We start from the raw sequence: 26,096 nt of genomic DNA, 5'->3' as shown, positions 1-26,096 counted from the left end.
ACAAGAATTCGCGCTTCCGACAGGAAAAAAAATGAACAAGCTGACATTGATCTGGACTTTGATTGTGGGTGTACCGGTCGGGGTTGCCGCAGTCGTGACCGGGTACACTTACAACCAGACCGGCCGGTTGCCGTTTCAGCAGCCTGCAGAAGTTGTTTCTGCACCTGCCACGCAAGAAACGGACGAGCAATCTGTCTCATCGCTTCAGCAATCATCTGGCTCAGACGGTCCGGTTGAGACCAAGGCTGCCGAAAAGAGTGTGGACGTCGAAAGTGGGACACCGCCAAAGGGGCCAAGCTTTGATGTTGTTGGTGTTGAGCCGACCGGCGAAACGGTTGTTGCAGGTCGTTCCGATGCCGGTGCAATTGTTGCTCTCCTGGCCAATGGCAAGGTCGTCGGTACAAGCATTGCCAACGAGGCCGGCGAGTGGACAATTATTCTTGATGAACCGCTCAAGCCGGGCGACTATGATGTTGGCCTAGAGGTTCATGACGAAAAGGGCCAGCCCGTCGAGCAATCGACTGAAAGGTTGGCTGTCTCCATTCCCGAAGGCGGAAACGAACAGCCACTGGTCGTCTTGAATACCCCCGATGGTCCTTCAGACGTTCTCCAAAAACCAGCAACAGAAACCGTGATCGCCGCCGCGCCGCAGACCAGCACGAGCGCGCAGGTTACCGGAAAAGATTCAGTGGCCGATACGGGTCAAACGCCATCGGTTGAGGCAGAAACAGCTGCCAATGAAACGGCTGGCGAAGACGTTTCAGCCAAGTCCTCTGAAGCTTCAAATCCATCGGCGGAAGTTGCCGTTTCAGCGTCAGCTGCACCGGAGACCTCATCGCAGGCCACGGAAGAACAGACGGCTGCAGCATCGCAAGAAACAGCTCCTGCTACAGAAGATGGAAAAGCGCAGGTTGCTGCCCAAAGCGCAGATGCGCCGAGTGGAGAAACAACGGCTGTCGCTGAAAGCGGCGATCACGCAACTCCCGAGGTGAAAGCGGAGGAAACGCAAACAGCAGCTGCATCTTCTCAGCAAGACAGCCAGGGCGCGGTCACGGCGGAAACGCAAAGTACGATTGCGGGCAAATCGGAAAAAGCACCAGCAGAAACAAGTGTTGCTGCTTCAGCGGCAACCGAGACGCCGAGCCAAGCAGCTCCAACGGTAACTGTGGAAGCTGTGGAATCTGAAAAAGACAAGGTTTATGTCGCAGGCACCGGCGAACCAGGGTCTTCAGTCCGCGTGTATGTTGGCGACGAATTCCAGGGTGAAGCCCAGGTCAATTCCAGTGGAAAATGGCTGGTGCAGGGCAGCAAGAACATCGCCGAGGGTGACGTGGAAGTTCGGGCGGACCTGATTGCCGGCGACGGCAGTTCTGTTGACGCCCGCGCTGCGGTGACCTTCGAAAAGGAAGAAGACAAGCAGATCGTCCTGACAAAGGTTGTGGCCACCGGAAGTGGCGATACTGGTGACGGGCAGGGTGCTCAAGTGAAAAAGTCGCTGCCTGTGGTCATCATCCGCAAAGGGGATAACCTTTGGCGGATCTCGCGTAGGCTCTATGGTGATGGTGTTCGCTACACCACGATTTACAAGGCGAACACCGACCAGATCCGCAATCCCGACCTCATTTATCCTGGCCAGGTCTTCCTGACGCCTGAGGGCGATCTCAATTGGTCCGATGGATCGGATGACGACGGGCGCAACGGATAGGTGATCCAGCCCTGAAGCAAACGTAATAAGAGGCGGGAGAGGAAAGCATTCTCCTGCCTTTTTTCGTTTCCTGCCTTGTTTTTGAATACATTCATCGCATATTCACGATGGAACACGCGGATGTGAGCCGGGATATGCTCGATGAGCGAAACGGAAGTGAAAACCAAAACTTGCCTTGAAGCATCGCGCGCGTGCTTGCAAAGCTGCGAGGACCTTGCCGGAATTTTTCGCGCGCTGGGGCATCCCGCGCGCCTTGCGATTATCAAGCAGCTTGCCGTTCGAAATGAAGCCTGTTGTGGCGAGATCGTGGATCATCTGCCGCTGGCTCAGTCCACCGTTTCCCAGCATTTGCAGGTCCTGAAGGATGTTGGCCTGCTGACATGCGACACCCGTGGCAGAAACTGTCATTACATCTTGAATTGGGACAAGCTCGCGCAGGCCGAGAGGTGCTCACAAGACTTCTGGACCTGTCTTAATGCGGTTCAGTCCGACCAGGCGCCCGCGACCAAGGACCCGGCGAGCTCCGCCGGCGAATAAATAAAGAACGGTCGCAACCGCGACCCGGAGAAAATTTGTGACAGATCAATCAGCCACCTCGCCGCACAAGTCATCTGGTGCGGCTGCAGGCAGCCAGTCAGACCAGCCCAAAATCCGCAAGGCGGTCAATGCCGATGAGGGCAGCACGCTTACAACACTGGCCAATCTCTGGCCCTTTATCTGGCCTTCAGACCGGCCTGATCTGAAAAAGCGCGTATTACTGGCGGTCTTTGCGCTGATCATCGCAAAATTCGTTACTGTGCTATCTCCCTATTTCTTCGCCTGGGCAACCGACGCACTGACAGGGGAGGTGGCGGATCTTCCGGCATTTCTTGTTGCGCCGGTCATGCTTGTTCTTGCCTATAATGCTGCGAGAATTCTATCTGTTGCCTTTAACCAGCTTCGGGACGCCTTGTTTGCGCGGGTTGGTCAGCACGCCGTGCGAGAGCTTGCGAATCTGACGTTCCGCCATTTGCACCAGCTTTCGCTGCGGTATCACCTTTCGCGCAGGACAGGCGGGCTCAGCCGCGTCATTGAGCGCGGGGTGAAGGGGATTGAGTCCATAGTTCGTTTCACGATCTTGAACGGACTGCCGACCATCCTTGAATTCGCGATTATGGCAGCGGTGATCTGGTACCAGTTCGGCTTTTTCTATGTTGTCGTTGTGGCAGTCATGATCGCAGCCTATGTCTGGTTCACGGTCAAATGTACCAACTGGCGTATCGGCATTCGCCGCGAAATGAACGAAAGCGACACGGAAGCCAATTCCAAGGCGATCGACAGTCTCTTGAATTTCGAAACAGTCAAGTATTTCGGAAATGAGAAGATGGAGTCCGAACGCTTTGATGTTTCCATGGCCAGATACGAAGCGGCGGCAACCAAGACATGGACATCGCTTGCCTGGCTCAACCTCGGACAGGCCGTCATCCTTGGTATCGGCATGGCGGTCTGCATGGCGCTCTCGGCGCAGGCCGTTCTGGCCGGCGAACAGAACATAGGTGACTTTGTTCTTATCAACGCCCTGTTGATGCAAATTTCCATTCCGCTCAATTTCATAGGCTTCCTCTATCGCGAAATTCGACAGGGACTGGCGGATATCGAAACCATGTTCGATCTTCTTCTTGTTCCGGCTGAAATCAAGGATCAGCCTGACGCTGCACCGCTCTCGGCAGTTGAGGGCAAAATTGTCTTCAAGGACGTCAGGTTCCACTACGATGCCGACCGCCCGATCCTGAAGGGTATTGATTTCGAAGTTCCTGCCGGGAAGAGCGTGGCTATCGTCGGACCTTCCGGAGCAGGTAAGTCGACAATTTCCAGGTTGTTGTTCCGTTTTTATGACGTGACTGGTGGCTCTGTTGAGATTGACGGGCAAGACGTTCGCAATGTCACTCAGGAAAGTGTCCGCCATGCGATCGGCATGGTTCCTCAGGACACCGTGCTTTTCAACGATACGATTGCCTACAACATTCGATACGGCAGGCCGGGCGCGAGTGAAGAGGATGTCAAGGAGGCTGCCCGCATGGCCCAGATCCATGACTTCATCGAGAAACTGCCGAAAGGGTATGACTCGGAGGTTGGCGAGCGGGGACTGAAACTGTCCGGCGGAGAAAAACAACGTGTTGCCATCGCCCGCACAATTCTGAAGTCACCGCCAATTCTGATCCTGGATGAGGCGACCTCTGCGCTGGACACCCACACGGAACGGGAAATCCAGTCGGCATTGGATCAGGTTTCCAAAAACAGAACCACGCTTGTGATTGCGCACCGTCTGTCGACGGTCGTCAATGCCGATCAGATTATTGTGCTTGAGGCCGGTGAGATTGCAGAGCGTGGCACCCACATGGAGCTTCTGGAAAAGGGCGGTCTCTACGCTTCCATGTGGGCACGTCAGAGAGAGGCGGATGAAGCTGAGGAGCGGCTGCGCGCTGCGCGGGAGCAAGACGATCTTGGTGTCGTGACCCGGGGCAAGACTGCGGACTACATTCCAGCGAAATAGAGAAATGGCGGCAATGCATGGCAGGGGCAGCCGCGCAGCAATTAGGCTGCGCGGTGGATTTCCACATTGAGGTCGTTTGCGCCTTGCAAACCTTCGAAGCGCTTTTGGGCGTGTTTCGAAGAAGTGGACCGGAACAAGAAGCGCGAGACAACACCTGCCAAACGGCGCAGTTCCTGATTGCGGATCGAACGCGCGCGGAGTTCGTAACTATCGCCTGTGTGCAACATGATGGTCTCCTTTGTGTGTCTGTTACCCTGTATTTCACATTGAGAAAGTTGGGAGAATTGGGCTTCTCTGGAAGGTTTTGTTCCAGAAGATCGAATAATTGATTGGGGCACCTGGCTACCTGTGCGCATATTCAAGTATCAAGCATGCGTTGGTTTTAGTGCTTCTTCCGCCTGGTCGGTTGCATCGAAACTGGCCGTTTAATGTCGGAGCGAAGCCAATTTCATGCGCTCACGCCGCGCGCTTGAACTCGAATACGCTGTCATTCGCATTCTCCAAATTCAGTGATGTGCCGGCTCTGTTTGTTTTCTTGCCTTTTGCACGAACGAGAAAACCGGTCAGAGCAATCGCCAACTGCCGCAGTCCTTCACTCCGGGCAGCGCGTGCCCTGATTTCGTAGATATCGCCTGTGTGCAACATGGTGGTCTCCTTCGTGTTGGTGAGACTGTTATTTCATGTTGCGATCTTTGGAAGAATATGGCTTGAATAGAAATTATTATTCTATAAAGTCGAATAATGAGACTGGAAGATCTGAAATTCTTTATTCGCATTGCTGAGCTTGGCAGCATGGCCAGTGCAGGCCGGGAAATCGGACTATCACCATCTGCAGCCAGCACAAGGCTGACCGGGCTTGAAAAAGTCTTTGGTGCTCAGTTGTTTGCAAGAACAACGCGAAAGACAACTTTAACAGAAGCGGGCCGCGTGTTGTTGGAACATGCGCGCGCGGCTGTTGGAGAAATCGATCAGGCCAAAACGATACTTGAGGCTTCCAATGAAGCGCCTCGCGGGTCGCTGCGGATCTCCTGCAACACCTTTTTCGGCAGAAAACATATCCTGCCTCATCTGGTGGAGTTTCGGTCGCTATATCCGGACATCCAACTCGAAATGGACATTTCGGACCGTATGGTGAATGTCGTCGACGAAGGCTACGACATTGCGGTTCGCGGGGCACCACTTGCCGATTCTTCCCTTCTTGCACGACGCCTGGGCGGCAATCCGAGGGCTCTTTGCGCCTCGCCAGACTATCTGGCCCGCAAGGGCGTCCCCAGCACACCGGAAGATCTTGCCAATCACGACTGTATCAGCATGGCATCCGTACCCATCTGGTATTTCAACGGCCCTGAAGGCGAAATGGCGTTCGAGTTGAAAAAGCCGGTGATCAAGGGGGATAGCGGAGACCTGACCTATGATGCCGCTATCCACGGACTTGGCCTCAGTCTGAAATCACTTGCGCACGTTTGGGAAGACTTGCGCGATGGACGGCTGGTTGCTGTCATGGAAGACTACTCGATCGCCCGAACGGGCGCGATCTGGGCGGTCTATCCACCCAGTCAGTTTGTTCCGCCGAAAGTGACGGCTTTTGTGGACTTCCTGATCGGAAAATATGGCAAACCGCCTTATTGGGAGACCGATTACAAGCTTCCGTCAGCCGCAAGTCTTGGGGAGAGACCGGCAAGATTCGAATGAATAACGGGATTTGCCGGTTCTCTTGGTAGAAAAAAGCCTCTAGAAGCGGGGAAAGAGAAGCGCAACAGGTGCATATCAATAGGGGATGAGTTGCCGATAAAGCCAGGTCCCGAAAAGCCTGTTCAGTGAAGCGGATGTAAAATGTCGATTGTTGATAGCGTTACCAAGTCCATGGTTCCGATCCACCGCGAAGGGTGGCCGTTCGTTGCCATTGCACTGGTCGCAACTCTGGTTGTTGGATGGTTTATCGATCCGCTGTTCTGGATCGGGCTCTTTTTCACAGGATGGGTTTGCTACTTTTTCCGCGATCCCAAGCGGGTCACGCCGGTGCGCGAGGGGTTGGTCATTTCCCCGGCTGACGGGGTGGTGAGCCTTGTCGGTTTGGTGCGCCCGCCGGCTGAGCTGGAGCTCGGCAACGAACCCCTGATGCGCGTCTCCATTTTCATGAATGTTTTCAACTGCCATGTGAACCGCGCGCCTATCGGTGGCAAGATCACCCGAGTGGCCTACCGGGCAGGTAAGTTTTTAAATGCCGAGTTGGACAAAGCCAGTGAAGACAACGAGAGAAACGGGCTGGTCATTGAGACCGGAAACACCCGTATTGGCGTGGTCCAGATTGCAGGACTTGTTGCTCGCCGGATCGTGTGTTTCGTGCGGGAAGGGGAAACGCTCAACACGGGTGAGCGTTTTGGACTGATCCGCTTCGGATCCCGTCTGGATGTTTATTTCCCGGCGGACACGCAGCCGAAAGTGGCGCTCGGACAAACGATGATAGCCGGTGAAACGGTTCTGGCGGACCTAAGTGTTCCGCAAGAAGCCGCACAAACGCTGACCAGAGTAAACTGAGGCCAGACGTGACCGAGGCCCCCGAAACAGACACCGACCAGAACCGCTCTGCGCCGCGTTTCCGCCGCGTTCCATTGCGTCTGATTGTACCGAACATGGTGACGCTGCTCGCACTGTGTTCCGGACTGACGGCTGTGCGTATGGCTTTCGAAGGTCGTTGGGAATTCGCGGTCGGGGCCGTGCTGGTGGCGGCGGTGCTTGATGGACTGGACGGACGCGTCGCGCGCATGATGAAGGGAACCAGCCGGTTTGGCGCGGAACTGGATTCTCTGTCGGATTTCGTCAATTTCGGCGTAACGCCTGCGCTGATGCTCTATCTTTGGATACTCAAAGACGCGGGAAACCTCGGCTGGATTTCTGCGCTTATCTTCGCGATTTCAGCTGCCCTTCGCCTGGCAAGGTTCAACGTCGCGCTTGACGATCCCGACAAGCCAGCCTGGGCATCGCGTTTTTTTACCGGTGTTCCAGCGCCGGCAGGGGCGTTGACGGTTCTCCTGCCTCTTTATCTGGACTTTCTCGGACTGTTTCCGCACTGGTTTGCCGACGCTGCGTTCGTCGCCGCTTATACAATCTGCATTGGGTTTTTGCTGATCAGCAGACTGCCGACCTATTCGGGCAAAACGCTCGGAACACGCGTCCGCCGAGACTACGTTTTGCCCCTGTTTGTTTTCGCCGTCCTGGTCGTGGCCCTGACAGTCAGCTATCCATTCCGCATGCTAGCCGGCGGGGCGGTTCTTTATCTCCTCACGATCCCGTTTTCCTGGCGCGCACACAGAAAGCTGGTTCTTGCGGATGCATCGATGCACCTCGTTGACGATGGTGATGAGTGCGATACCGACCTCGACAATATAGCAGACCGGGATAAGGATCACGGTGGCTGACCACCAATAGTCAGCGGCCGGTTTCGGATCTCGCAAATCGGGTTTCAACGTCTTAAAAACCAGTTCACTTAAAGCGCCTCGTTCAAATGAGGAGCTAAAAATGTTGCATGAAAAAACAATACTGATCACAGGTGCCAGCAGCGGAATTGGCGCTGCAGCAGCGGGTTTGTTTGCCGTGTCTGGCGCAAATCTGGTTCTAACGGCGCGTCGCAAGCAGAAGTTGGAAGAGGTGAGGACGTCGATACCAGATGCCGCCGGCAAGGTGGAAATATTGGCTGGTGATGTGTCTGACCCGGATTTTGCATCAGCGGCGGTGTCAATGGCCGTCGAAAAGTTCGGTGGTCTGGACGGTGCCTTTAACAATGCCGGAATGCTTGGCGACATGGGCCCCGTTCCCGAAATGAGCCTCACCAGCTGGCAGCAGGTGATGGACACAAATCTCACCAGCGCCTTCCTGCTCGCCAAGCATCAGATACCGGCCTTGAAGACCCGCGGTGGCGGCGCAATTGTCTTTACCTCATCCTTTGTGGGCCACACGATTGGATTGCCGGGCATGGCTGCCTACGCAGCATCAAAAGCCGGATTGGTCGGGTTGACGCAGGTCTTGGGCGTGGAACATGGCCCCGACAATATCAGAGTCAACGCGCTTCTACCCGGCGGAACACGCACCGAAATGGCAGGGGATGATCCGGCATTTCATGACTATGTCGCCGGATTGCACGCGCTGAAACGCATGGCGAAGCCTGAAGAGATTGCCAATGCGGCCATGTTCCTGCTTTCCGATGCCGGTTCGTTCGTAACCGGCTCCGCAATGCTGTGTGACGGCGGCAACTCGATCACCAAGGCATAAAGGAAATTGGCAACGGGCTGGCGTTGAAGACAAGGTTGTGCTGAGGCTCTCTGTGGTGCTCAGCATGGCCAAAATCGAGAAACAGGCGTGACCGTTGCCATCTCTGACGGGTAGGGCTGTAGGATCCCTCAGGAAAGCTTTCGAATGAATTTTTGCTCGGTGACGGCCTTGCCCCATTGGTCGCCGACATATTCCTCAGCAAGGTCGAAGCCGTTCGCTTCATAAAGTGCCCGTGCAGCTTCCAGTCCCTTGAGTGTCCAGAGATGTATTTCACGAAAGGCGTGACGATCACAATGATCCAGCGCGCTTTTCAGAAGTGATTTTCCAAGCCCTTTGCCTCGCAGGCGTTCAGACAAAATGAACCAGCGCAGATGTGCAATGTTGTTTCCAAGATGCTCTCCATCAATGCTGATGGAACCAATCACTTCGCTGCCGTCGAGCACGCTCCAGCTGTTGTTAAGCGGGTTCGCGATCCTGGGCATAAACTCGGCCATTGCCGCTGATACAACGCTTTCGAACCTTGCTCCCATGCCAACTATCGGACCGTGAGTCCGAGCATGCATTGCCGCGATGTCTCCGATCATTCCGGTCTGGTAGCCATCCACAATCGGATACTTGGTTCTCAGCGCCTCATTGCCTGCGTCTGATCCTTTCAATGCATCAGCGTACAAAGACATGGCTTTTGCGACATCTTCGGGGTTTTCCCCATCAAGACGGGAAAGGGCGCCGTGTGCCTGATTGTTTCCGAAACGGTCAATCGCAGCATAGGTGGCCTGGCCCTGTTCAGTGAGGCTCAGACCAAAGGCCCTGCCATCGCTCACTGAGCGTGTCTGTTCAATGTCTCCACGTCGTTCCAATGATTTGAGAAGCCTGCTGATCGTGGACTTTTCAAGTTTGAGCAGGGCAGAAAGGTCCTTTGCGGTGAGCCCCGGGTTCAACCCGATCTCAAGGATCGCATGGACGCCAGACCCCGATAGGTCTGTTCCGGCGATTGCCTTGTCCAGGAAACCAAATTCCCGCACGAGCTGACGTGAAGCGGAGCGAACGGTCTGAACAACGGATGGAGAAACGGGTGTCATCTGTAAAATCCAATATAGTTGTATTAAGCAACTATATTGGATTGGCTAAGGACAGCAAGCGGTTTTTGGTTTTGCGTTTCAAAAAGGAAAGGCCGCCAAAGTGGCGGCCTTTCGTCTTGCTTGGAGGTTACTCGGCCGCGTGCGGCAGTTCCTCTTGCGGGGGGACTTTTGGTGGTGCCGGCTTGGGCATTGACACGACCTTGGCTGCTGGCCGTTCTTTTTCCTGTTGCGGATCTGTCCATTCGACATCCTGATCCGCTTCCGTTTCCACCTCAACCGATTGCTGAAGCTCCTTGCGCTCTCTGCGGCGAGCTGCATTTTCTGCAGGCCAGAACCAGACAGCTTTGGCGGAGCGGACAAATGTGCTCGGCAAGGCGATCATCACCGGGATCATGACCAGTGTCAGGATCGTCGAGAACGCGAGGCCTGAAATGACCGCTGTCGAGAGCTGGATCCACCAGATAGCCGTAATGCCGCCGACTGCGACAGTCTGCGTGAAGAAGTCGAGATTGACCGCTGTCGCCATCGGAATGAGGCCGACAATCGTTGTCACAGTCGTCAACAGGATCGGACGCAGACGCTGGCTGGAGGTCTTCAAGATCGCATCCAGCGGTTCAAACCCGTCGTGTCTGAAGCGGTTATAGGTGTCTATGAGAACAATCGCGTTGTTCACCACGATACCCGCAAGCGCGACAATTCCGGTCCCGGTCATGATGATCGAGAATTTCTGGCCTGTCAGCATCATGCCCAGCAGAACACCCATCACCGACATGACAACCGTGGAGAGCGTCAGGAAGGTCTGGTAGAACGAATTGAACTGCGTCAGCAGAATGAGGAACATGAGGAAGAGCGAAGCAACCATCGCCTTCATCAGAAATTCACCCGATTCCTTCTGGTCTTCATCTGCCCCGCGGAATTGCAGGTAGACGTTGTCCGGGAAGGTCTGTGCGTCAATCCACTCACTCAGCTCCTGAACCTTGGCGTCAACCGTCACCGGCTTGCCTTCCGCATCCAGCGCTGTCTGGTCGACTGTAGCCTTCAGCATCATGGAATAAAGACCGTCCCTGCGTGTGATCGCAGAAACTTTTTGTTCCGGTGCCCGGTCTATGAAATTGGCAATCGGGACAAGACCGAGATTGGTCTGCAGACGCAATTGGTCAAACCGGTCGAGCGTGCGCTCGTCAGCTGGCAATCGAACACGAATATCAACTTCGTCTTCGGAATCTGTCGGACGGTAATTGCCGATCAGAACACCGTTGGTCACGAGCTGAACCATGTTGCCGACTGAGCCGATACCAGCCTGATAGCGCCCTGCCTGTTCGCGGTCGATGGTGATCTGCCATTCGATGCCCGGCAGAGGGCGACCATCTTCCTGATCAAGCAGATTATCCATCTGGTCAAGTTGAGCCCGGATGCGGGCAACCTGTTCAACCATTGTGTCGTATTCGGTTGATTTGACTTCCAGCTGGAGGTCCTTGCCGGTTGGCGGGCCGCCTTCGATCTTGCGGGTTTCAACCTTGATACCCGGGATGGAAGCAGTGCGCTGACGGATCTCCTCAAAGATCTCGGCAGCATTGCGCCGACAGCAGTATTTTGCCAGTTCCAGCGACATTTCACCGATCACGTCAGCAGGTTTGTCCTGCACCCCGCCAATGAATTGCGGGCCACTGCCGCCACCCGGAGGGAAGGCGGAGGTGATGACATTCTGGATACCGGCCGTCTGCAGAACTTCAGCCTCGACCTGCTGGACAATCGCAAGGGATTCGGCGGCGGACATGTTGCCGCGAGCCGAAACCATGACAACAGCCTGATCAGGTTCTTCATCAACGAAGAACTCGACCCCAGTCGGATTGGACGAAAAGGACGTGAAGATAAGGCCACACGTTCCGAGAACGACCACAATCGTCAAAATGTTGCCGATCGGGTTGCCTGCCAGAAGTTTCAAATGGCGAACGTAGAGACCGGTGAGACCCTTGATCGTCGTTGCGTCAAATGTGAGTTCCGCCGGTTTTTCGCTCTGGCCGCCGCCATTGCGTGTGCCGAAACCCAGACGCTTGCGCACTCCGTCAAACACCCACTCAAGGAAGTGGACGAGCGGGGAGATTGTTTTGTATCCGGCCCAGATGGCAACAAACGCTAGTCCGCAAACCGTCAGGTAGAACCCGACATCAAGGGCAATCGGATGTGAGAAGATTGCAAGCGGCTGAGCCAGCCCGGAGAGATATGTGAAGATCCCGCCGATAGATCCGGTTATGATTTCAGGCCTTGTTGTGACCAGGAAGTAGGCAAAATACGCCGCGAATCCGACAGCCACTATCTCAAACATCAAAGAGACAAAAGTGACAGTCCGGAAACTTTTGGACGGTTTTTCGTTTTCAAGCTCGACCTGCTTTGCAGCGCGCTGCCGGCGCCAGCGAACGAAGGGGCGCAAAACCAGGAAAGACAGCACACCCACGACGAAGAAGGACAGAATTGCCGCTGGAACAGCTAGCGGAGCTTCTGCAATTCGCGCGGCAAAATCGGGAGAACCGATCATGGCACCGAACGTGGCAAGAGCAGATACGGCCGCGATGACGCCGAAAAGGAATGAAAGCACAAGGGCTGCGTTACGCTCAACCCAGTGCGTGGTAATCGCAAAGACGCCGCCGGTCACAGGCAGGAAGACCATTGCCGTCAGCAGAGCTGCGGTCAGAACGATGATGACCATGATCGGCAGGTAGCTCATGAATTCGCCGGCAACGCCCGGCCAGAGCAACATCGGCAGAAAGGCCACCAGCGTCGTGGCGGTCGAGGAAACGATCGGCCAGAACATCAGTCTGGCGGCACGGATATAAGCCTCCCGGTCCTCCATGCCTTCGTGAACTTTGCGGTCCGCATATTCGACCATGACGATGGCGCCGTCGACGAGCATACCGACTGTCAGCACAAGGCCGAACATCACCATGATGTTCACCGTGTATCCCAGGCCGGACAAGATCAGGAAGCCGACCATGAAGGAGGTCGGGATAGCGAGACCAACGAGGAGGGCTGACCGCAACCCAAGAGCTGCCAGAACCAGGATCATCACGAGGAAGATCGCTGTCAGGATCGAAGACTGCAGTGAGCCCAGCACTTCGAAAATATTCGAAGACATGTCGAGCATGTAGTCGACCTGGATCGTCTCGGGCCAGTCTTTGGTGGCTTCATCAACAACAGCCCGGATCGCCAGATTGTTCTCGATGATGTTGGTGCCGATCCGCTTGGTCACATCCAGGGCGATGGCAGGCTTGCCGTTTACACGCGTATAAGAGTCCGCGTCCTTGAAGGTGCGGCGGATTTCGGCGAGATCGCTGAGTGTAACAACGCCTTCTCCGGACTGCTTGATCGGCAGAGAATAAACATCGAGGGAGTTTTCGATCAGGCCCGGAACCTTGACGTTGAAGCGGCCCTGTCCTCCATCAATGTACCCGGCAGGGACAAGCTGGTTATTGTTGGACAGCGACGTCAGGAGTTCCTGCTGCGTGACCGAATAGGATTCCAGTTTCTCTGAATCGATCAGAACTTCCAGGAGTTCTTCTCTGTGGCCTTTCAAGTCGGCAGAGCGAACTGTGTCGATTGCTTCGACTTGATCCTTCAGGCGCCGCGCATGCTGATACAGAGTGCGTTCCGGCACGTTTCCAGACAAGGCGATTGTAATCGTCGGGATAAGCGCAAAGTTGGTTTCGGAGATCGTCGGCTCTTCAGCATCGGCAGGCAATTCACCCTTTGCGGCATCAACCTTGTCGCGAACATCCGCAAGCGCTTCGTCCTTGTCGAAGGAGATATCGAATTCCAGGACGATACCGGCATGGCCTTCGGACGCAATTGCCGTGATTTCCTTGAGCCCATCCAGGCCGCGAAGCTCTGTTTCCATGGGCCTGACGAGCAGGCGTTCCGCGTCCTCGGGTGAAATGCCCTGTTGCGCGATTGAGACATAGAATACCGGGACATCAATGTCCGGACTGTCTTCCTTCGGAATGCTGATATAGCTGAACACCCCTGCAACAAGCAGGGCGACCATCAGTACGAAAACCGTTTTAGGACGTCGGAGGACGCCTTCGAGCATGTCAATCACTGGCTGACCTCCGCAGTTTCAAACACCGGTTGAACGGTTTCACCGTCACCCACATATTCCTGTCCGACGACAATCACCGTAACGTTCTCGGGCAAGCCGCCGACCCAAAGGCCGTCAGATTCGCCGCCCAGAACTTTGACTGGGTAGAATGCAGTCTTGTTGTCTTCGCCAACAGTACGCACACCGACCTGCCCATCGTCGTTGAGGGTCAGGATTGCAGGTGAGATCTTGTGTGCTTTTTCCACCGGGAGAGGAAGACGGCTGACTGCAGTGACACCGTCACGGGCCTTGCCGTCTTTGTTTGGCAGCTCAATCTCGATGCGGAAAGTCCGGGTGTCAGGATCCGCAGAAGGAGAGATATAGCGCACGACACCGTTGATCGTTCCGCCGGTAACCAACTCCACCTCGGCTTCCATATTGACGGAAATCTTGCCGATGTTGACTTCCGAAACCTGACCGATTGCGATCATAGGGTCGGAATTTACAACGGTGGCACAGATGCTGCCGCTTTCAAGTTGAGCACCAACTTCAGCCATTGGACTTTCAATCACGCCGTCGATTGGTGAGCGGATGATCGTGCGCTCCAGCTCCAGCTTGGCTTCCTTCAGTCTTGCGGTCGCTGCGTCCTGAAGGGCCTGTGTTGCTGCAGCGCGGGTCTGCGCCGTAAACCCTTTTGTGGCCAATTGTGTCGCTGCGCTGTGGTCCAGTTCTGCCTGGGTGAGTGCAGCTTTGGCTTCAAGCACGCGTGCTTCGCGTGTGCCACTGTCCAGTTCACACAAAATGTCGCCGGCTGAAACTCTCGCGCCTTCGCGTGCAGGCCGTTTGACAACATCGTCCGTTGTCGCCGACATGACAGCAACCTTGGCTTCAGCCTCGGTCCGGCCACGGACTTCCAGCACGGCCTGCCGGTCTTGAGCTTTCAGCCGAGCGACCTGAACACGGAATGTTTCGCCGGTTTTGGCTGCAACTCTCTCGGCGGGGGCTGGTGTCGCGTTTTCACCGTCGCCGACGCCTCCAACCACTACAGAGCCACTCGACATCCAGAACCCGATACCAGCCGCCAATGCAACTGCAAGGATGTATGAAAGCTTCACACGCATTCTTAAAACTCCGCGATATTCGCTTACTCGGCAGCTGCAAGCTGCTCGGCGCTGTCTTCAGCTATCTTGATCAAGGCCCCGCCGTGCTCTTCCAGGTAGGCGAGGGTGAAATTCATGCAGGCAATGCCATAGTTCCGGGTCCAATCAGAACCAGGATGGCGGCATTCCTCGTTTTCGCACTCCGTCAAAAGCCTCAGCTCTTCCTGCACCTGGGCCTTACGGCGCTCCAGCGCGCGACGAATAACCTCCGGAGGCAGCTGTGCTGCGTTGAGGGCAATGAGGAGAAACGGCGATTTGAAAGTGTCTGCGGCTTGCGGTTCACATAGGGAATTGATGAACTCGGTCCGGCCAGCTTGCGTAATTGAGTACACTTTACGGGCCGGTTTGCCGGCTTGAGGTTCTTCCCGAACAGTCACGAGGCCATCGGATTCAAGCCGGGCAAGTGCCGGATAAATCGAACCGAAACTCGCATCGTCAAAATAGCTAAACCGCCCCTCGGTCGATTCCTTCCGGATCTCATATCCGGTGGCATCGCCAAACGACAGAATCGCAAGACAGAGGCTGCGCACACTCATTGACTTCTCCGTATCCGGAAGCGTCCTCCCGGTCTGACGGTTGTGAGACGAACGACCACATTACGTCAGACAGGGCATACCGGATGACTGACCGTAGCCTGTAAAAAGTAACATATGCTGGTTCGATATATCGACTAGTTATATATCAAATCGAAACTAATCAAGAGTGCGGTGCACAATTTTTTAAAGAGATTAAGCGCTATTCGAACCAGATATGCCCGGCTTGGCGGAATTGACACCTTGTTGACACAAGCAGGGGCGACATAACGTTAGTATCTCGTCGCTGCTTTTCGAAAGGGTCTGGCATGACCGGCAAATATTCTCGGTACTTCAAACTGCCCAAAGATCCGTTGTTTCGATTGCTTGTAGTCAACGGTGCTGCCGGTCTTGGCATTGCTGCTCTCGTTCTGGGAGGGATCTTCGCCGCGAACATCGGAAATCTTAGAGAGCTTGTGCTTGCCGCCGACGACCCATTCCTACCAGTGATCATGCTTGCATTTGGCCTGATAATTACCCTTGTATCGGTGGTGATGGGGTCCGCGATCATGCTCCTCGGCGACAAACCGCGAGAGGGCGGTGGAGGTGGGAAGCGGGAGGCCTTGCGCTTCACCGCTGAATTGACGCCCATTGCGGTGACTGCGGCGGGGCCGGGCGCACACAAAAACCACAACTGATGCCGAAATCATGGCTGATAGCCTGATAGGTTAAAGGCTATCTGTGCACGCCATAGAATGAGCTTTCAGCCTGTGCACCGCCGGAAGGGCGGGGCCCGAAATCGGCGAACAGGGTCATGGCGGCAGCAGCAAGAAGAAGCAGCAATCCTGCAGATGAAAGCCTCATCTCTCCGGTCCTGTCGATCATTGCGCCCTCCCAATTCTCAACCGTCTTATAGGCACCCAGCATCTAAGGTCCCGGTAACAGGTCCTCTAAAATTTTATTGGAACTGATTTTGGGTCAGGAAAGTCCTGTTTGAATGGCCAGGCCGCGGCCGGTTTCATGCATTCAAACACAAAACCTGATTGTCTCGAACCGTGAGAACGGCAGTTCGCACCCATTAACTATGATCGTTAATATACAACTTAAAACTGAATGCGTCAGGTTGCACCCCAGGGTTTTGACAGCTACGAGTGAGATAAGTTAACAATTTGTTAACGAGTGCTCGGGGTTGCAATGCGATATTTCATCAAAAATCTGCATATATTTGTTTTTACGTTCTTATCTGTCTTTGCAGCGCTCTGGGTTGCTCAAAATACGGATCGGACAACTGCAGAAATTCAACCCCAGGTTGAGGATGCTGTTGAGTTGGGCGACCTCGCAAAAGAGGTTCACAAAGAGTTCAGGTCGGTCAGTTTGAGCGAAATAACAGACGAATTTGTCTCGATATATGTCGAAACGATGAGGTTGCCGACATCGCTGTTTGAAAGATTGTCGGACCGTCTTGGCGAAGTGGAAGCAGATCTCAAGCGCAAACGCGCATCAAGGCGGACCGAAGCGAACGAATCCGTGGTCGAAACCGAGTACTTGTCCCGCCCCCATCCGATCGAGTGGGACGCGTCATACCGAGGCAAGGGAAAGGGCAATTCCCTGACCGACACCGATGCACATGGTGGCCAGCGCCAGTTTGCCACCCCGCTTACGCAACTCTAGCGCAGCTGATCCGACAATTCTTGCGCCCGACATACCCAAAGGATGGCCAAGAGCAATAGCGCCACCATTCGGGTTCAATACGTCACTGTCTTCGGGAAGGCCAAGGTCACGCATCACTGCAATTGCTTGAGCCGCAAATGCTTCGTTCAGCTCGATAACGTCAAACTCAGAAAGCGAAAGTCCAAGCCGGGCGCAAAGTTTGCGGGTGGCTGGAGCTGGGCCAATTCCCATGATCCTCGGCGGTACACCTGCCGTTGCACCGCCGACAATGCGAGCAACCGGGGTTAGTTTGTGCTTGGTAACGGCAGCTTCTGATGCAATCAGAAGCGCCGCAGCCCCGTCGTTCACTCCCGAAGCATTTCCAGCGGTCACCGTACCCCCTTCACGGAAAGGCGCTTTGAGTGCCGACAGCGACTCGAGCGTCGTTCCTGCTCGCGGATGCTCGTCGGTATCTACAAGGACAGGGTCGCCTTTGCGCTGGGGGATCATGACCGGAACGATTTCCTCTGCGAAGCGGCCCGACAACTTGGCGGCCTCGGCCCGCAGTTGGCTTCGCAACGCAAACGCATCCTGGTCGTGCCGGGAGATGCGGAAGTCTTCGGCAACGTTTTCGGCAGTTTCCGGCATGGAATCGATGCCGTACTGGCTTTTCATCAACGGATTTACGAATCGCCAGCCAATGGTCGTATCGTAGATTTCGGCATTCCGAGAATAGGCACTTTCCGCTTTTGGCATCACGAAAGGTGCCCTGGACATGCTTTCGACACCACCGGCAATCGCAAGATCCATCTCACCAGACTTGATGGCCCGGGCAGCTGTCATGACCGCGTCCATGCCTGAACCGCAGAGCCTGTTCAACGTCATTCCCGGGACGGTCTCGGGAAGGCCCGCCAGCAAAGCGGACATCCGAGCAACATTGCGATTGTCTTCGCCGGCCTGGTTGGCGCATCCGAAAAAAACGTCGTCGACTTCTGTCCAGTCCGTTTCCGAATTTCTTTCCATTAGGGCCTGTATCGGGATTGCGCCAAGATTGTCGGCACGAACCGAGGACAGCATTCCACCAAACCGACCGATCGGTGTCCTGACGAAATCACAGAGATAGACATGATGCATAGGCAAGTTCCCAACGTGTCGCTTTCTAGGCGCACAGTGATTGGAAAGTGCGCGATGGACTACGTGAAGTCTTGCCGGATTTCAGCACCGAAGGCAAGAAAGCATCACAGAAAAGTCCGAAATACTATTCGATGCGTGATGCTTTATCGTAGCGAATTATGTCATCCTCGCTGAGATAAGTTCCGGACTGCACCTCGATCATCCGCACCGGAATTTTACCCGGATTTGTGAGCGTGTGACGAGCGCCAAGCGGGACATAGGCGGACTGGTTTTCTGTCAAAAGACGTGTATCGCCATCGATCGTGACTTCCACAGTGCCAGAAACAACAACCCAATGCTCAGCTCTGTGCAGATGGCTCTGCAGGCTGAGTTGTTTGCCGGGCTTGATGAGCATGGATTGTACGGAAAATCTGTCTCCCGCACTGATCCGTTCCGTGTAACCCCAAGGCTTGTAGGCGCGAGGATGCTTTTCGGCTTCTTCACGGCCTTCGGACTTCAGCTGTTCGACCACATCCTTGACATCTTGTGCCCGGTCCTTGTGTGCAACAAGCACGCTGTCGGCAGTGGCAATCACCATCACATTTTCAAGTCCGATAACCGAAACCAGGCCTTTATCGGCAAAGGCAAGGCAGTCCTTGGATCCGAGAAACCGGGCATCGCCCAAAGCGGAGTTGCCGTCTCCGTCCTTGTCCAGAACCGTCCAGATGGCCGACCACGAACCCAAATCATCCCATTCCGGTGCAACAGGAGCGCAAACGACATTGCTGGCCTTTTCCATAATCGCGTAGTCGATCGAAATGTTGTCGAGCTTTTCGAAGGTGGCGGTGTCCAGGCGGGTGAAGTCGAGGTCAGCATGCCGCGTTTTCATTACCGCGCTGACATCTTCAAAAAGCTTCGGTTGCAGCGATTTGAACGCGGCAATCATCGTCTTGGCCGAATAGAGAAAGATGCCTGCGTTCCAAAAATAGTCGCCGGCCCGCAAGAATTCTTCCGCGCGGGCGTGGTCGGGCTTTTCCACGAATGCATCCACCGGTCGTACCGGGTCACTGCCCGAGACTACTTTAATGTAGCCGTAACCGGTATTAGGTTCCGTCGGAGTAATCCCGAAAGTAACGATTGCGCCGTTTCTGGCGGCACCCTCGGCGTTCACAACGGAAGCAATGAATTCATCTTCCTTTCGGATCAGGTGATCAGAGGGCAAAAGAAGGACAAGGGCATCCGGGTCGGTCTCAACCGCTGTCATCGCCGCCATCAGGGCAGGGGGAGCTGTGTTGCGGCCGACTGGTTCAAGTAGAATGGACTGCGCATCGATGCCAAGCTCCGCAAGCTGTTCTCCAATCAGGAAGCGATGATTGTTGCTCCCGATCACGATCGGGTCCGCGAACCCGGAGGCCTGAACACGCTTGCAGGTTTTCTGAAACAGGCTGTCACCATCGAAAATCGTCAAAAACTGTTTGGGTCTGTCCTTGCGCGACAAGGGCCACAGGCGCGTTCCAACGCCTCCCGACAAAATGCATGGAAATATCATTGGTTGATCCTGAAGCTGGCTGTGCCTTGGCTAGTCACGGCAAAACGTCAATTTGACTGGATTGTTAAACAGCGGAGGTTGAAGTTGCAAGCAATGGGGTTGACGGGTATTTGTGTTATAAAGTAACGCCCTCGGACGACGCACATTTTGAGCAGAACTGGCCTTCAAAACATGACAAAATCAGAAACCAGTCTGGTGAAGCTCGACCGGGCAGGGATTCAGAAAGGCACCGATTGGCTGGTAAGGGGTGTCGATCTGTCTGTTGAGGCAGGTGAAATCGTGACCCTGATCGGGCCCAACGGGTCAGGCAAGTCGACGACAGCGAAAATGGCGCTCGGCATCATGAAGCCGAACGAAGGCCGTGCCGTAAGAAGCCGAGGCCTCACAGTAGGTTATGTTCCCCAGAAGCTTTCAATTGACTGGACTCTGCCGTTGAGTGTTCGGCGTTTTCTACGCCTGACGAACCCATTGACTGATGCTGAATGCGTTGAGGCTCTTGAAAAAACAGGAGCGAAACGGCTCATTGATGCAGAGATGCGCTCATTGTCCGGCGGTGAGTTGCAACGCGTAATGCTGGCCCGCGCCATCGCCCGGGCTCCTGGGCTGCTTGTACTCGATGAACCGGTACAGGGCGTTGACTATGCCGGTGAAATCGCAATCTACGATCTGATTTCCGAAATCCGAGGAACCCTGGGCTGCGGTATCTTGATGATCTCTCACGACCTCCATGTGGTCATGGCGGCGGCGGATCAGGTCATTTGTCTGAACGGGCATGTCTGTTGCCGCGGAACGCCTTCCGATGTCAGTCAGAATGTCAATTATCAGGCTCTTTTCGGCGCGCGTTCCGGAACGGCGCTGGCCGTTTACGAACATCATCATGATCACGTTCATCTACCCGGCGGGAAAGTGCAGCACATCGACGGTTCTCTTTGTTCGGATTGTCTGGGCGAGCACCATGAGCACGATCATGGCGATGATGGCGCTGAAGTGCAGTTGGAGCGCCAAAATGCTCGATGACTTTTTCACAAGAGCGCTTGTCGCCGGAATAGGGGTGGCGCTTGTTGCCGGTCCGCTTGGCTGTTTCATCGTCTGGCGTCGAATGGCCTATTTCGGTGATACACTTTCGCATGCTGCACTTCTGGGCGTGGCCCTGTCTTTATTGCTCAGTATCAACACGACACTTGCAGTTGGAGCCGTTTCGGTTGTGATTGCAATGCTTTTGGTTCTGTTGCGCCGGAATGACACCCTGTCGTCGGACGCCCTGCTGGGGTTGCTTTCACATTCAGCCCTGGCACTCGGACTGGTTTGCCTTGCATTCATGACCTGGGTCCGCGTCGACCTGCTCGGACTGCTGTTTGGCGATATTCTGGCTGTTACACGCATCGACATTGCGCTGATCTATGCTGGGGGCGGAATTGTGCTCATGGTTCTGGCACTCATCTGGCGGCAGCTTTTTGCTGCAACAGTAAGTCCTGATCTTGCCGCCGGAGAGGGACTGCGGCCTGAGCGCACAGAATTGATCTTCATGATTCTGACAGCGATTGTTATCGCAATTTCTCTCAAGATCATCGGAGCGTTGCTGATTACGGCACTTTTGATCATTCCCGCCGCAGCGGTGCGCAGGCTCTCTGCCACGCCGGAGCAAATGGCGGTACTTGCGGCCATTATCGGAAGTGCATCGGTGGTCGGGGGGCTCTATGCCTCTCTCAATTATGATACACCTTCCGGCCCTTCAATCGTCGTGGCTGCAGTGGTCCTGTTCACGCTGAGCCTTGTTCCCGGTGGGCTTTTGGTAAAGTGGATGAGAACAAACAGAAGTGGAGACCAGCCGTGAGCGCTGAAACGCATCCTGAATTGACCAAGAATCAGGCGCTGGTCTTTGGTTCTCTATCGGGCGCAGGTGGTCCGCTGACAGCTTACGCTATTCTGGATCAGTTGCGCGACGACGGGTTCCGCGCCCCTCTTCAGGTCTATAGAGCATTGGACAAGCTGGTCGAATACGGCATGGTGCACAGGCTGGAAAGCCTGAACGCTTTTGTGGCCTGTGCTCATACAGGTTGCGCGGCCCACGGCGCCGCTGCTTTCGCCATTTGCGAAAGATGCGGCGATGTGTCTGAATTTACACCGGAAAAAGCAATCGACTTGCTACGTAATTGGACGGAGCAGCAGGGGTTTCGATTGTCTCGCACCACAATTGAACTGCGGGGTACCTGCAAGGCATGTGCATCCAGTAACTGAACCGCCAATTCGATCTTCTACCGGTAGTGCCATCAACCAGAACAGTCGAAGATACAACTTAAGCGCTTGATGTGTGTCAGATGCACCGCCTATTGTTTTCCGCGACAGCCAATCGCGGAATATGGGAGGCGCCTGTGACTGACCGAATGGGCATTGGCATCATCGGCTGCGGAAATATCTCAAAAACCTATTTCGATCTGGCCCCAGCATTTACCGGATTAGAAATACGGGCATGTGCTGATCTGAGTAGGGAGGCGGCTGAGATTAAGGCGGATTATTATGGTATTCGCGCCTTGACGGTACATGACTTGTTACTGGCCGAGGACATCGACCTGATAGTCAATCTGACCGTGCCTGATGCGCACTACCTTGTCTCTCATGAGATCCTGGCCCACGACAAACACGTTTATTCTGAAAAGCCCCTGGCGCTGTCCATTAAGGATGGCATGGCCTTGGGTGACCTGGCCAAGAAAAAAGGCCTGAAAGTCGGATGTGCACCGGACACATTTCTCGGTGGCGCGCAACAGACAGCCAGAACGGCTCTGGACGGCGGGTTGATCGGAGATGTGATTGGAGGCACTTGTCATGTTCTCAGTCACGGGATGGAAAGCTGGCATCCAAATCCTGACTTTTTCTATAAATCAGGTGGTGGACCGATTTTCGATCTGGGCCCCTATTACATCGCAGCTCTGGTCAATCTCATCGGTCCAGTTAAGCGTGTTGGGGCACTTTCGTCCTCCGCCTTCAAAGAGCGAACCATCGAAAGCGGGTCGAGATCTGGCGAACGCATTCGGGTTGAAACGCCGACCACTATCCAATCGCTGCTCGAATTTGAAAATGAAGCTTCCGTGACACTTTCAGCCAGTTGGGATGTCTGGGCCCATCGTCATGCTCCTATGGAAATATACGGCACAAAAGGTTCGCTCTTTCTGCCGGATCCGAACTTTTTTGGCGGTGAAGTGGAATGGGCGGGACCCGATGGCGGGATCAGGCGTCTGGATCAATCCGGACATCCCTTTGCTGTAGCCAATGTGAAGGAAACCGAAACCGCTCATGCCAACTATCGATCAGCTGGCCTTGCCGATATGGTTCAATCCATTCTTCTTGGCGGTGATTTCCGTTGCTCATTAGACCGTGCTCTGCACGCGGTCGATGTCATGGCTTCAATCCTGAAATCCGGGGAAACAGACACTTTTGTTGGCATTGAGCACTCTGCCGAGCGTCCTGATCCCTTGTCTGCCGTCGCCGCAAACCAACTCTTGCAATAGCGGCGGTTGCAGTGGCTTTGTGGGGCTCTTATGTTCCGCCTGAGGTCCTGTCACTTTTGCTGATCGGACCTGCCAATTGCCGGTGGTTCGAGGGAGAGAATTCATGGCGATCTTGATAACAGGACTAGTCCTGTTTTTCGCAATACACGTTTTGCCAATGGTCCCTGCCACGCGGGCGGGATTGATCTCGAAAATCGGTGAAAATGCCTACAAGGGCGTCTTTGCGCTGGTCTCGATTGCCGGTTTCGCTCTGATAATTTACGGCTACGGTGTCGCAAGGTTTGAAGGGCCGCCGCTGCTATATGATCCGCCGCTTTGGCTGCGTCATGTGACCATGTTGCTTATGGTGCCGGTTTTTATCTTTCTCGTGGCAGCGTACGTGCCGTGCAGGATCAGACGCGCCCTGAAACATCCGATGCTTGTCGCGATCAAACTTTGGGCGCTCTCGCACTTGCTGGCAAACGGTGATCTTGCCTCCGTTCTTTTGTTTGGCACTTTCTTTCTCTGGGCAGTTGCAGATCGGATTTCCGTCAAACGGCGTGGACCCGGAGCAGGGCAAATTGCCGGTGCGACGGCCGAACCGGGAAGACATACCGACATTGTGGTGATTCTGATCGGCATTGTTCTCTATGGACTATTTGTCTGGAAGTTGCATGGTTGGCTTTTCGGCGTCCCGATAGTCTGATACACGCGGGCAGCTGATGAAAAACCTCTGCGGATTTGTCAATTCATCGAGGTTTGCCCCACTTGCGCCACGAAAAGAATGTTAAGCGCGTCCTGGGAATTGCCCGAGACGGATCAAATGGATAATGTGCGCCCCGCGCAATGGGGTGTTGATCCGGTCATGGCGACGGGCCGGTAGAGTGAATGCAGGAACACGACACGTATGTCTGATATTTTTCGTGAAGTCGATGAAGATATCCGCCAGGAGAAATACCGTCGGCTTTGGGATCGGTTTGGCCCATGGGTAATCGGTGTCGCGGTTCTGATCGTTATTGGTACTGGTGGCTATCGCGGTTGGCTCTATTGGCAGGAAACGCAGGCCCAAAGCGCTGGCGACAAGTTTTTTGAAGCTGTTCGGCTTTCTGAGGCTGAAAACTACCAGGAAGCCGCGGCGCTTTATGGAGAACTGGAATCGGCTCTTGGCGGATATCCGGCTCTCGCAAAGCTGCGCAAGGCGACCGACCTGGCAAATTCCGGCGAGGCTGCTGATGCTCTTGCGCAGTTTGATGCGCTTTCGCGAGATGCCAGCCTTACCGATGCCTTGAAAGATGTTGCTGCCCTTCGCGCCGGTTACCTAGCGGTCGACAGCGAAGATTATACCGGTGTGGCCGATAGGGTCGAGAGATTGACATCCGACACAGGTCCATTTCGGGCAGCCGCGCGTGAACTACTCGCGCTAAGCGCTTGGAAAAGCGGCGAGGTTGAAACGGCACAACAATGGATTTCCGCGCTTGAGGACGACCCGGAGACGCCCGCTGAAGTCAGTCAGCGCGTCTCGCTGTTGAGCGATGTCATTCGTGCCAGCGGTGGCGATGCATCTCCTGAAAGTGAAGGAACTGGCCAGTGACACGAGCAGTCGTTTCTTCATTGGGGCGCGGGCCGCTGGTTGTTATTGCACTGTCTCTTGCGTTGACAGGATGCGGTTCAGTTAGCGATTTCACGCAGAACGTAAACCCGTTCAACCGCGAGAAAATTCTGTCTGGCGACCGCCAGCCCGTCTTTGACGGCGCGGATCCTGCGTCTGAAGCTCTTGGACAATCTGCGAAAGTCGGTCCTGCGACCGGCGGGCAGAGCTGGACCACTGCCGGAGGCGGACTGACAAATGATCCGGGCAACATCGCGATTTCCGTATCAGGCAACAGAGCCTGGCGGACGCAGATCGGTACATCCGGTCGCGGGCTCACGACATCTGCTCTCAGGATCTCCTCAAGACCTGTGAGCGACGGCAGCAGGATCTATCTTTACAAGCCGAATGGCGAGGTCGTGGCGCTCTCAACCGGAGGCGGTCGGCAGTGGACTGCAAATCTGCGTCCGGAAGGTGAACGCGATGTTGGTCCCGGTGGCGGCGTAACGGTTGCCAGCGGCATTGTTTATGCCGCAACGAGCTACCGCCAGCTGGTCGCACTGGAAGCCGGATCTGGACGTGAAATCTGGCGCGCGGATCTGGACACCCCCGCGCGTGGAGCCCCTGTTGCAGGGGCAGGGCACGTCTTTGTCGTTTCCCAGTCAAACGAAGTCTATGCACTGTCTCAGTCTGACGGCTCGGTGGCATGGAGCTATGCCGGCGTTGAAGAAACCGCAGGCTTGCTGTCTGCAGCCAATCCGGCAATCTCCGGAAACAAGGTCATCGTTCCGTTCTCATCGGGCGAGATCATGGCTATTGATATCAAGAGCGGTGAACCTGAGTGGATCGATGGAGTTTCCCGAGGCTTTAGGACGCTTGCCTTGTCGGGCCTTGCCGATGTTTCGGCGAGCCCGGTAATCGCAGGCAACACGGTTTATGCGACTGGGGTTGCCGGACGCACGGTGGCTGTTGACGCTCGCTCAGGACAGCGCCGCTGGGAGCAGGATCTGGGCAGCGTGCATACACCTGTCGTCTCGGGCAACGCGCTCTTCATGGTGGACCTGGATGACCGGATGGTCGCGCTCGACCTGAAGACCGGCGAGCCGCTTTGGGCGACGTCGCTTCCACGTCCGGAGAAAAAGAAGCGCCGCCGTAACTGGGCAGGGCCAATTCTTGCAAATGGTGCGCTTGTGGCGTTTTCCAGCGATGGTCAGATTGCCGTTGTTGATGCGGCGTCCGGCAACACGATGCTGACCCAACGCACAAATGCGGATGTCTACGTGACACCAATCGTTGCAGGCGGCCGCGTTGTGGTGCTGACCGGGAATGATGGCGTAGCCGCTTACAACTAGCAATCAGGGGCTGGGCTCACGAAGAGGCC

Annotated in this window: 24 protein-coding genes; 15 read left to right on the top strand and 9 right to left on the bottom strand. The window is 55.1% G+C overall.

Features of this window, described 5'->3' with window-relative positions:
• The first annotated feature begins 31 nt into the window (after window positions 1-31).
• The 3 genes from Q0835_RS01100 to Q0835_RS01090 all read left to right on the top strand — a co-directional run bounded on the left by Q0835_RS01100 (window position 32) and on the right by Q0835_RS01090 (window position 4,238).
• Window positions 32-1,705 (top strand): LysM peptidoglycan-binding domain-containing protein, encoded by a 1,674-nt coding sequence (locus Q0835_RS01100; protein WP_298957903.1) that lies wholly within the window; start codon window positions 32-34, stop codon window positions 1,703-1,705.
• A 141-nt stretch (window positions 1,706-1,846) separates the two neighbouring features.
• Window positions 1,847-2,242 (top strand): metalloregulator ArsR/SmtB family transcription factor, encoded by a 396-nt coding sequence (locus Q0835_RS01095; RefSeq protein WP_298957902.1) that lies wholly within the window; start codon window positions 1,847-1,849, stop codon window positions 2,240-2,242.
• 112 nt (window positions 2,243-2,354) lie between these two features.
• Window positions 2,355-4,238, top strand: a complete 1,884-nt coding sequence (locus tag Q0835_RS01090; protein ID WP_298958585.1) for an ABC transporter ATP-binding protein/permease — start codon at window positions 2,355-2,357, stop codon at window positions 4,236-4,238.
• A gap of 41 nt (window positions 4,239-4,279) precedes the next feature.
• Here the strand turns inward: Q0835_RS01090 and Q0835_RS01085 are convergent, their stop codons facing one another.
• Both Q0835_RS01085 and Q0835_RS01080 read right to left on the bottom strand, forming a co-directional pair.
• The gene (locus Q0835_RS01085; RefSeq protein WP_298814554.1) at window positions 4,280-4,465 is read right to left on the bottom strand and encodes a hypothetical protein; all 186 of its coding nucleotides are present in this window, start codon (window positions 4,463-4,465) and stop codon (window positions 4,280-4,282) included.
• Window positions 4,466-4,694: 229 nt separating this feature from the next.
• Window positions 4,695-4,883 (bottom strand): hypothetical protein, encoded by a 189-nt coding sequence (locus Q0835_RS01080; protein ID WP_298957901.1) that lies wholly within the window; start codon window positions 4,881-4,883, stop codon window positions 4,695-4,697.
• A 96-nt stretch (window positions 4,884-4,979) separates the two neighbouring features.
• Between Q0835_RS01080 and Q0835_RS01075 the strand changes: the two genes are divergently transcribed.
• The 4 genes from Q0835_RS01075 (at window position 4,980) to Q0835_RS01060 (ending at window position 8,507) form a co-directional block, all read left to right on the top strand.
• The gene (locus Q0835_RS01075; protein WP_298957899.1) at window positions 4,980-5,930 is read left to right on the top strand and encodes a LysR family transcriptional regulator; all 951 of its coding nucleotides are present in this window, start codon (window positions 4,980-4,982) and stop codon (window positions 5,928-5,930) included.
• Window positions 5,931-6,071: 141 nt separating this feature from the next.
• Window positions 6,072-6,776: a phosphatidylserine decarboxylase gene (locus Q0835_RS01070; RefSeq protein WP_298814546.1), complete on the top strand. Its 705-nt coding sequence runs from the start codon at window positions 6,072-6,074 to the stop codon at window positions 6,774-6,776.
• A gap of 95 nt (window positions 6,777-6,871) precedes the next feature.
• Entirely contained in the window at window positions 6,872-7,657 is a 786-nt protein-coding gene (locus Q0835_RS01065) for a phosphatidylcholine/phosphatidylserine synthase (protein WP_366142321.1), read from the top strand.
• 100 nt (window positions 7,658-7,757) lie between these two features.
• Entirely contained in the window at window positions 7,758-8,507 is a 750-nt protein-coding gene (locus tag Q0835_RS01060; protein ID WP_298957895.1) for an SDR family oxidoreductase, read from the top strand.
• Window positions 8,508-8,635: 128 nt separating this feature from the next.
• Here the strand turns inward: Q0835_RS01060 and Q0835_RS01055 are convergent, their stop codons facing one another.
• The 4 genes from Q0835_RS01055 to Q0835_RS01040 form a co-directional block, all read right to left on the bottom strand.
• Complete coding sequence (locus tag Q0835_RS01055; RefSeq protein ID WP_298957893.1) at window positions 8,636-9,586, bottom strand: helix-turn-helix domain-containing GNAT family N-acetyltransferase; 951 nt, start codon at window positions 9,584-9,586, stop codon at window positions 8,636-8,638.
• Between the two features lie 127 nt (window positions 9,587-9,713).
• A complete protein-coding gene (locus Q0835_RS01050) occupies window positions 9,714-13,679 on the bottom strand; it encodes an efflux RND transporter permease subunit (protein ID WP_298957891.1) in 3,966 nt (1,321 codons plus the stop codon).
• Window positions 13,676-14,779: an efflux RND transporter periplasmic adaptor subunit gene (locus Q0835_RS01045; protein ID WP_298957889.1), complete on the bottom strand. Its 1,104-nt coding sequence runs from the start codon at window positions 14,777-14,779 to the stop codon at window positions 13,676-13,678. Before Q0835_RS01045 ends, Q0835_RS01050 begins: the two co-directional genes overlap by 4 nt.
• A 23-nt stretch (window positions 14,780-14,802) precedes the next feature.
• Window positions 14,803-15,354 carry a helix-turn-helix transcriptional regulator gene (locus Q0835_RS01040; protein ID WP_298814527.1) on the bottom strand — a complete coding sequence of 184 codons (552 nt, stop codon included), beginning with the start codon at window positions 15,352-15,354 and terminating at the stop codon, window positions 14,803-14,805.
• Between the two features lie 305 nt (window positions 15,355-15,659).
• Here Q0835_RS01040 and Q0835_RS01035 point away from each other — a divergent pair, with 305 nt between their 5' ends.
• On the top strand, window positions 15,660-16,028 hold the full coding sequence (locus Q0835_RS01035; protein ID WP_298957887.1) for a hypothetical protein: 369 nt from the start codon (window positions 15,660-15,662) through the stop codon (window positions 16,026-16,028).
• Between the two features lie 37 nt (window positions 16,029-16,065).
• On the opposite strand, the gene Q0835_RS01030 is transcribed toward Q0835_RS01035, so the two are convergent.
• The 3 genes from Q0835_RS01030 to Q0835_RS01020 form a co-directional block, all read right to left on the bottom strand.
• On the bottom strand, window positions 16,066-16,215 hold the full coding sequence (locus tag Q0835_RS01030) for a hypothetical protein (protein ID WP_298814522.1): 150 nt from the start codon (window positions 16,213-16,215) through the stop codon (window positions 16,066-16,068).
• 693 nt (window positions 16,216-16,908) lie between these two features.
• Window positions 16,909-18,114, bottom strand: coding sequence for a 3-oxoadipyl-CoA thiolase (gene pcaF, locus Q0835_RS01025; RefSeq protein ID WP_298957885.1), 1,206 nt, complete (start codon window positions 18,112-18,114; stop codon window positions 16,909-16,911).
• A gap of 124 nt (window positions 18,115-18,238) precedes the next feature.
• Window positions 18,239-19,642, bottom strand: coding sequence for a mannose-1-phosphate guanylyltransferase/mannose-6-phosphate isomerase (locus tag Q0835_RS01020; protein ID WP_298957883.1), 1,404 nt, complete (start codon window positions 19,640-19,642; stop codon window positions 18,239-18,241).
• 171 nt (window positions 19,643-19,813) lie between these two features.
• Here Q0835_RS01020 and Q0835_RS01015 point away from each other — a divergent pair, with 171 nt between their 5' ends.
• From Q0835_RS01015 to Q0835_RS00985, 7 genes are all read left to right on the top strand, one after another.
• Window positions 19,814-20,659, top strand: coding sequence for an ATP-binding cassette domain-containing protein (locus Q0835_RS01015; RefSeq protein ID WP_298957881.1), 846 nt, complete (start codon window positions 19,814-19,816; stop codon window positions 20,657-20,659).
• Complete coding sequence (locus Q0835_RS01010; RefSeq protein ID WP_298958583.1) at window positions 20,610-21,476, top strand: metal ABC transporter permease; 867 nt, start codon at window positions 20,610-20,612, stop codon at window positions 21,474-21,476. Before Q0835_RS01015 ends, Q0835_RS01010 begins: the two co-directional genes overlap by 50 nt.
• On the top strand, window positions 21,473-21,880 hold the full coding sequence (locus Q0835_RS01005; protein ID WP_298814508.1) for a Fur family transcriptional regulator: 408 nt from the start codon (window positions 21,473-21,475) through the stop codon (window positions 21,878-21,880). Before Q0835_RS01010 ends, Q0835_RS01005 begins: the two co-directional genes overlap by 4 nt.
• A gap of 134 nt (window positions 21,881-22,014) precedes the next feature.
• Window positions 22,015-23,148, top strand: coding sequence for a Gfo/Idh/MocA family oxidoreductase (locus Q0835_RS01000; protein ID WP_298957879.1), 1,134 nt, complete (start codon window positions 22,015-22,017; stop codon window positions 23,146-23,148).
• Between the two features lie 103 nt (window positions 23,149-23,251).
• A complete protein-coding gene (locus Q0835_RS00995) occupies window positions 23,252-23,833 on the top strand; it encodes an NnrU family protein (protein ID WP_298814502.1) in 582 nt (193 codons plus the stop codon).
• A gap of 201 nt (window positions 23,834-24,034) precedes the next feature.
• Window positions 24,035-24,718: a tetratricopeptide repeat protein gene (locus Q0835_RS00990; RefSeq protein WP_298957877.1), complete on the top strand. Its 684-nt coding sequence runs from the start codon at window positions 24,035-24,037 to the stop codon at window positions 24,716-24,718.
• Entirely contained in the window at window positions 24,715-26,067 is a 1,353-nt protein-coding gene (locus tag Q0835_RS00985) for a PQQ-binding-like beta-propeller repeat protein (protein ID WP_298814496.1), read from the top strand. Before Q0835_RS00990 ends, Q0835_RS00985 begins: the two co-directional genes overlap by 4 nt.
• Window positions 26,068-26,096 lie beyond the last annotated feature (29 nt).

Origin of the sequence: uncultured Roseibium sp. (genome assembly GCF_947499295.1) — a bacterium.
GTDB lineage: Bacteria > Pseudomonadota > Alphaproteobacteria > Rhizobiales > Stappiaceae > Roseibium.
Note: the sequence above shows the minus strand (reverse complement) of the source record. Positions and strands in the feature narration are given on the sequence as shown.

Coding starts and splice junctions, on each gene's coding strand:
- Q0835_RS01075 (WP_298957899.1), top strand. CDS start 4,980: ATGAGACTGGAAGATCTGAAATTCTTTATTCGCATTGCTGAGCTTGGC.
- Q0835_RS01015 (WP_298957881.1), top strand. CDS start 19,814: ATGACAAAATCAGAAACCAGTCTGGTGAAGCTCGACCGGGCAGGGATT.
- Q0835_RS01055 (WP_298957893.1), bottom strand. CDS start 9,586: ATGACACCCGTTTCTCCATCCGTTGTTCAGACCGTTCGCTCCGCTTCA.
- Q0835_RS01030 (WP_298814522.1), bottom strand. CDS start 16,215: ATGATCGACAGGACCGGAGAGATGAGGCTTTCATCTGCAGGATTGCTG.
- Q0835_RS00990 (WP_298957877.1), top strand. CDS start 24,035: ATGTCTGATATTTTTCGTGAAGTCGATGAAGATATCCGCCAGGAGAAA.
- Q0835_RS01040 (WP_298814527.1), bottom strand. CDS start 15,354: ATGAGTGTGCGCAGCCTCTGTCTTGCGATTCTGTCGTTTGGCGATGCC.
- Q0835_RS01085 (WP_298814554.1), bottom strand. CDS start 4,465: ATGTTGCACACAGGCGATAGTTACGAACTCCGCGCGCGTTCGATCCGC.
- Q0835_RS01020 (WP_298957883.1), bottom strand. CDS start 19,642: ATGATATTTCCATGCATTTTGTCGGGAGGCGTTGGAACGCGCCTGTGG.
- Q0835_RS01070 (WP_298814546.1), top strand. CDS start 6,072: ATGTCGATTGTTGATAGCGTTACCAAGTCCATGGTTCCGATCCACCGC.
- Q0835_RS01010 (WP_298958583.1), top strand. CDS start 20,610: ATGGCGATGATGGCGCTGAAGTGCAGTTGGAGCGCCAAAATGCTCGAT.
- Q0835_RS01035 (WP_298957887.1), top strand. CDS start 15,660: ATGACCGGCAAATATTCTCGGTACTTCAAACTGCCCAAAGATCCGTTG.
- pcaF (WP_298957885.1), bottom strand. CDS start 18,114: ATGCATCATGTCTATCTCTGTGATTTCGTCAGGACACCGATCGGTCGG.
- Q0835_RS00995 (WP_298814502.1), top strand. CDS start 23,252: ATGGCGATCTTGATAACAGGACTAGTCCTGTTTTTCGCAATACACGTT.
- Q0835_RS01060 (WP_298957895.1), top strand. CDS start 7,758: ATGTTGCATGAAAAAACAATACTGATCACAGGTGCCAGCAGCGGAATT.
- Q0835_RS01065 (WP_366142321.1), top strand. CDS start 6,872: ATGGTGACGCTGCTCGCACTGTGTTCCGGACTGACGGCTGTGCGTATG.
- Q0835_RS01095 (WP_298957902.1), top strand. CDS start 1,847: ATGAGCGAAACGGAAGTGAAAACCAAAACTTGCCTTGAAGCATCGCGC.
- Q0835_RS01080 (WP_298957901.1), bottom strand. CDS start 4,883: ATGTTGCACACAGGCGATATCTACGAAATCAGGGCACGCGCTGCCCGG.
- Q0835_RS01100 (WP_298957903.1), top strand. CDS start 32: ATGAACAAGCTGACATTGATCTGGACTTTGATTGTGGGTGTACCGGTC.
- Q0835_RS01045 (WP_298957889.1), bottom strand. CDS start 14,779: ATGCGTGTGAAGCTTTCATACATCCTTGCAGTTGCATTGGCGGCTGGT.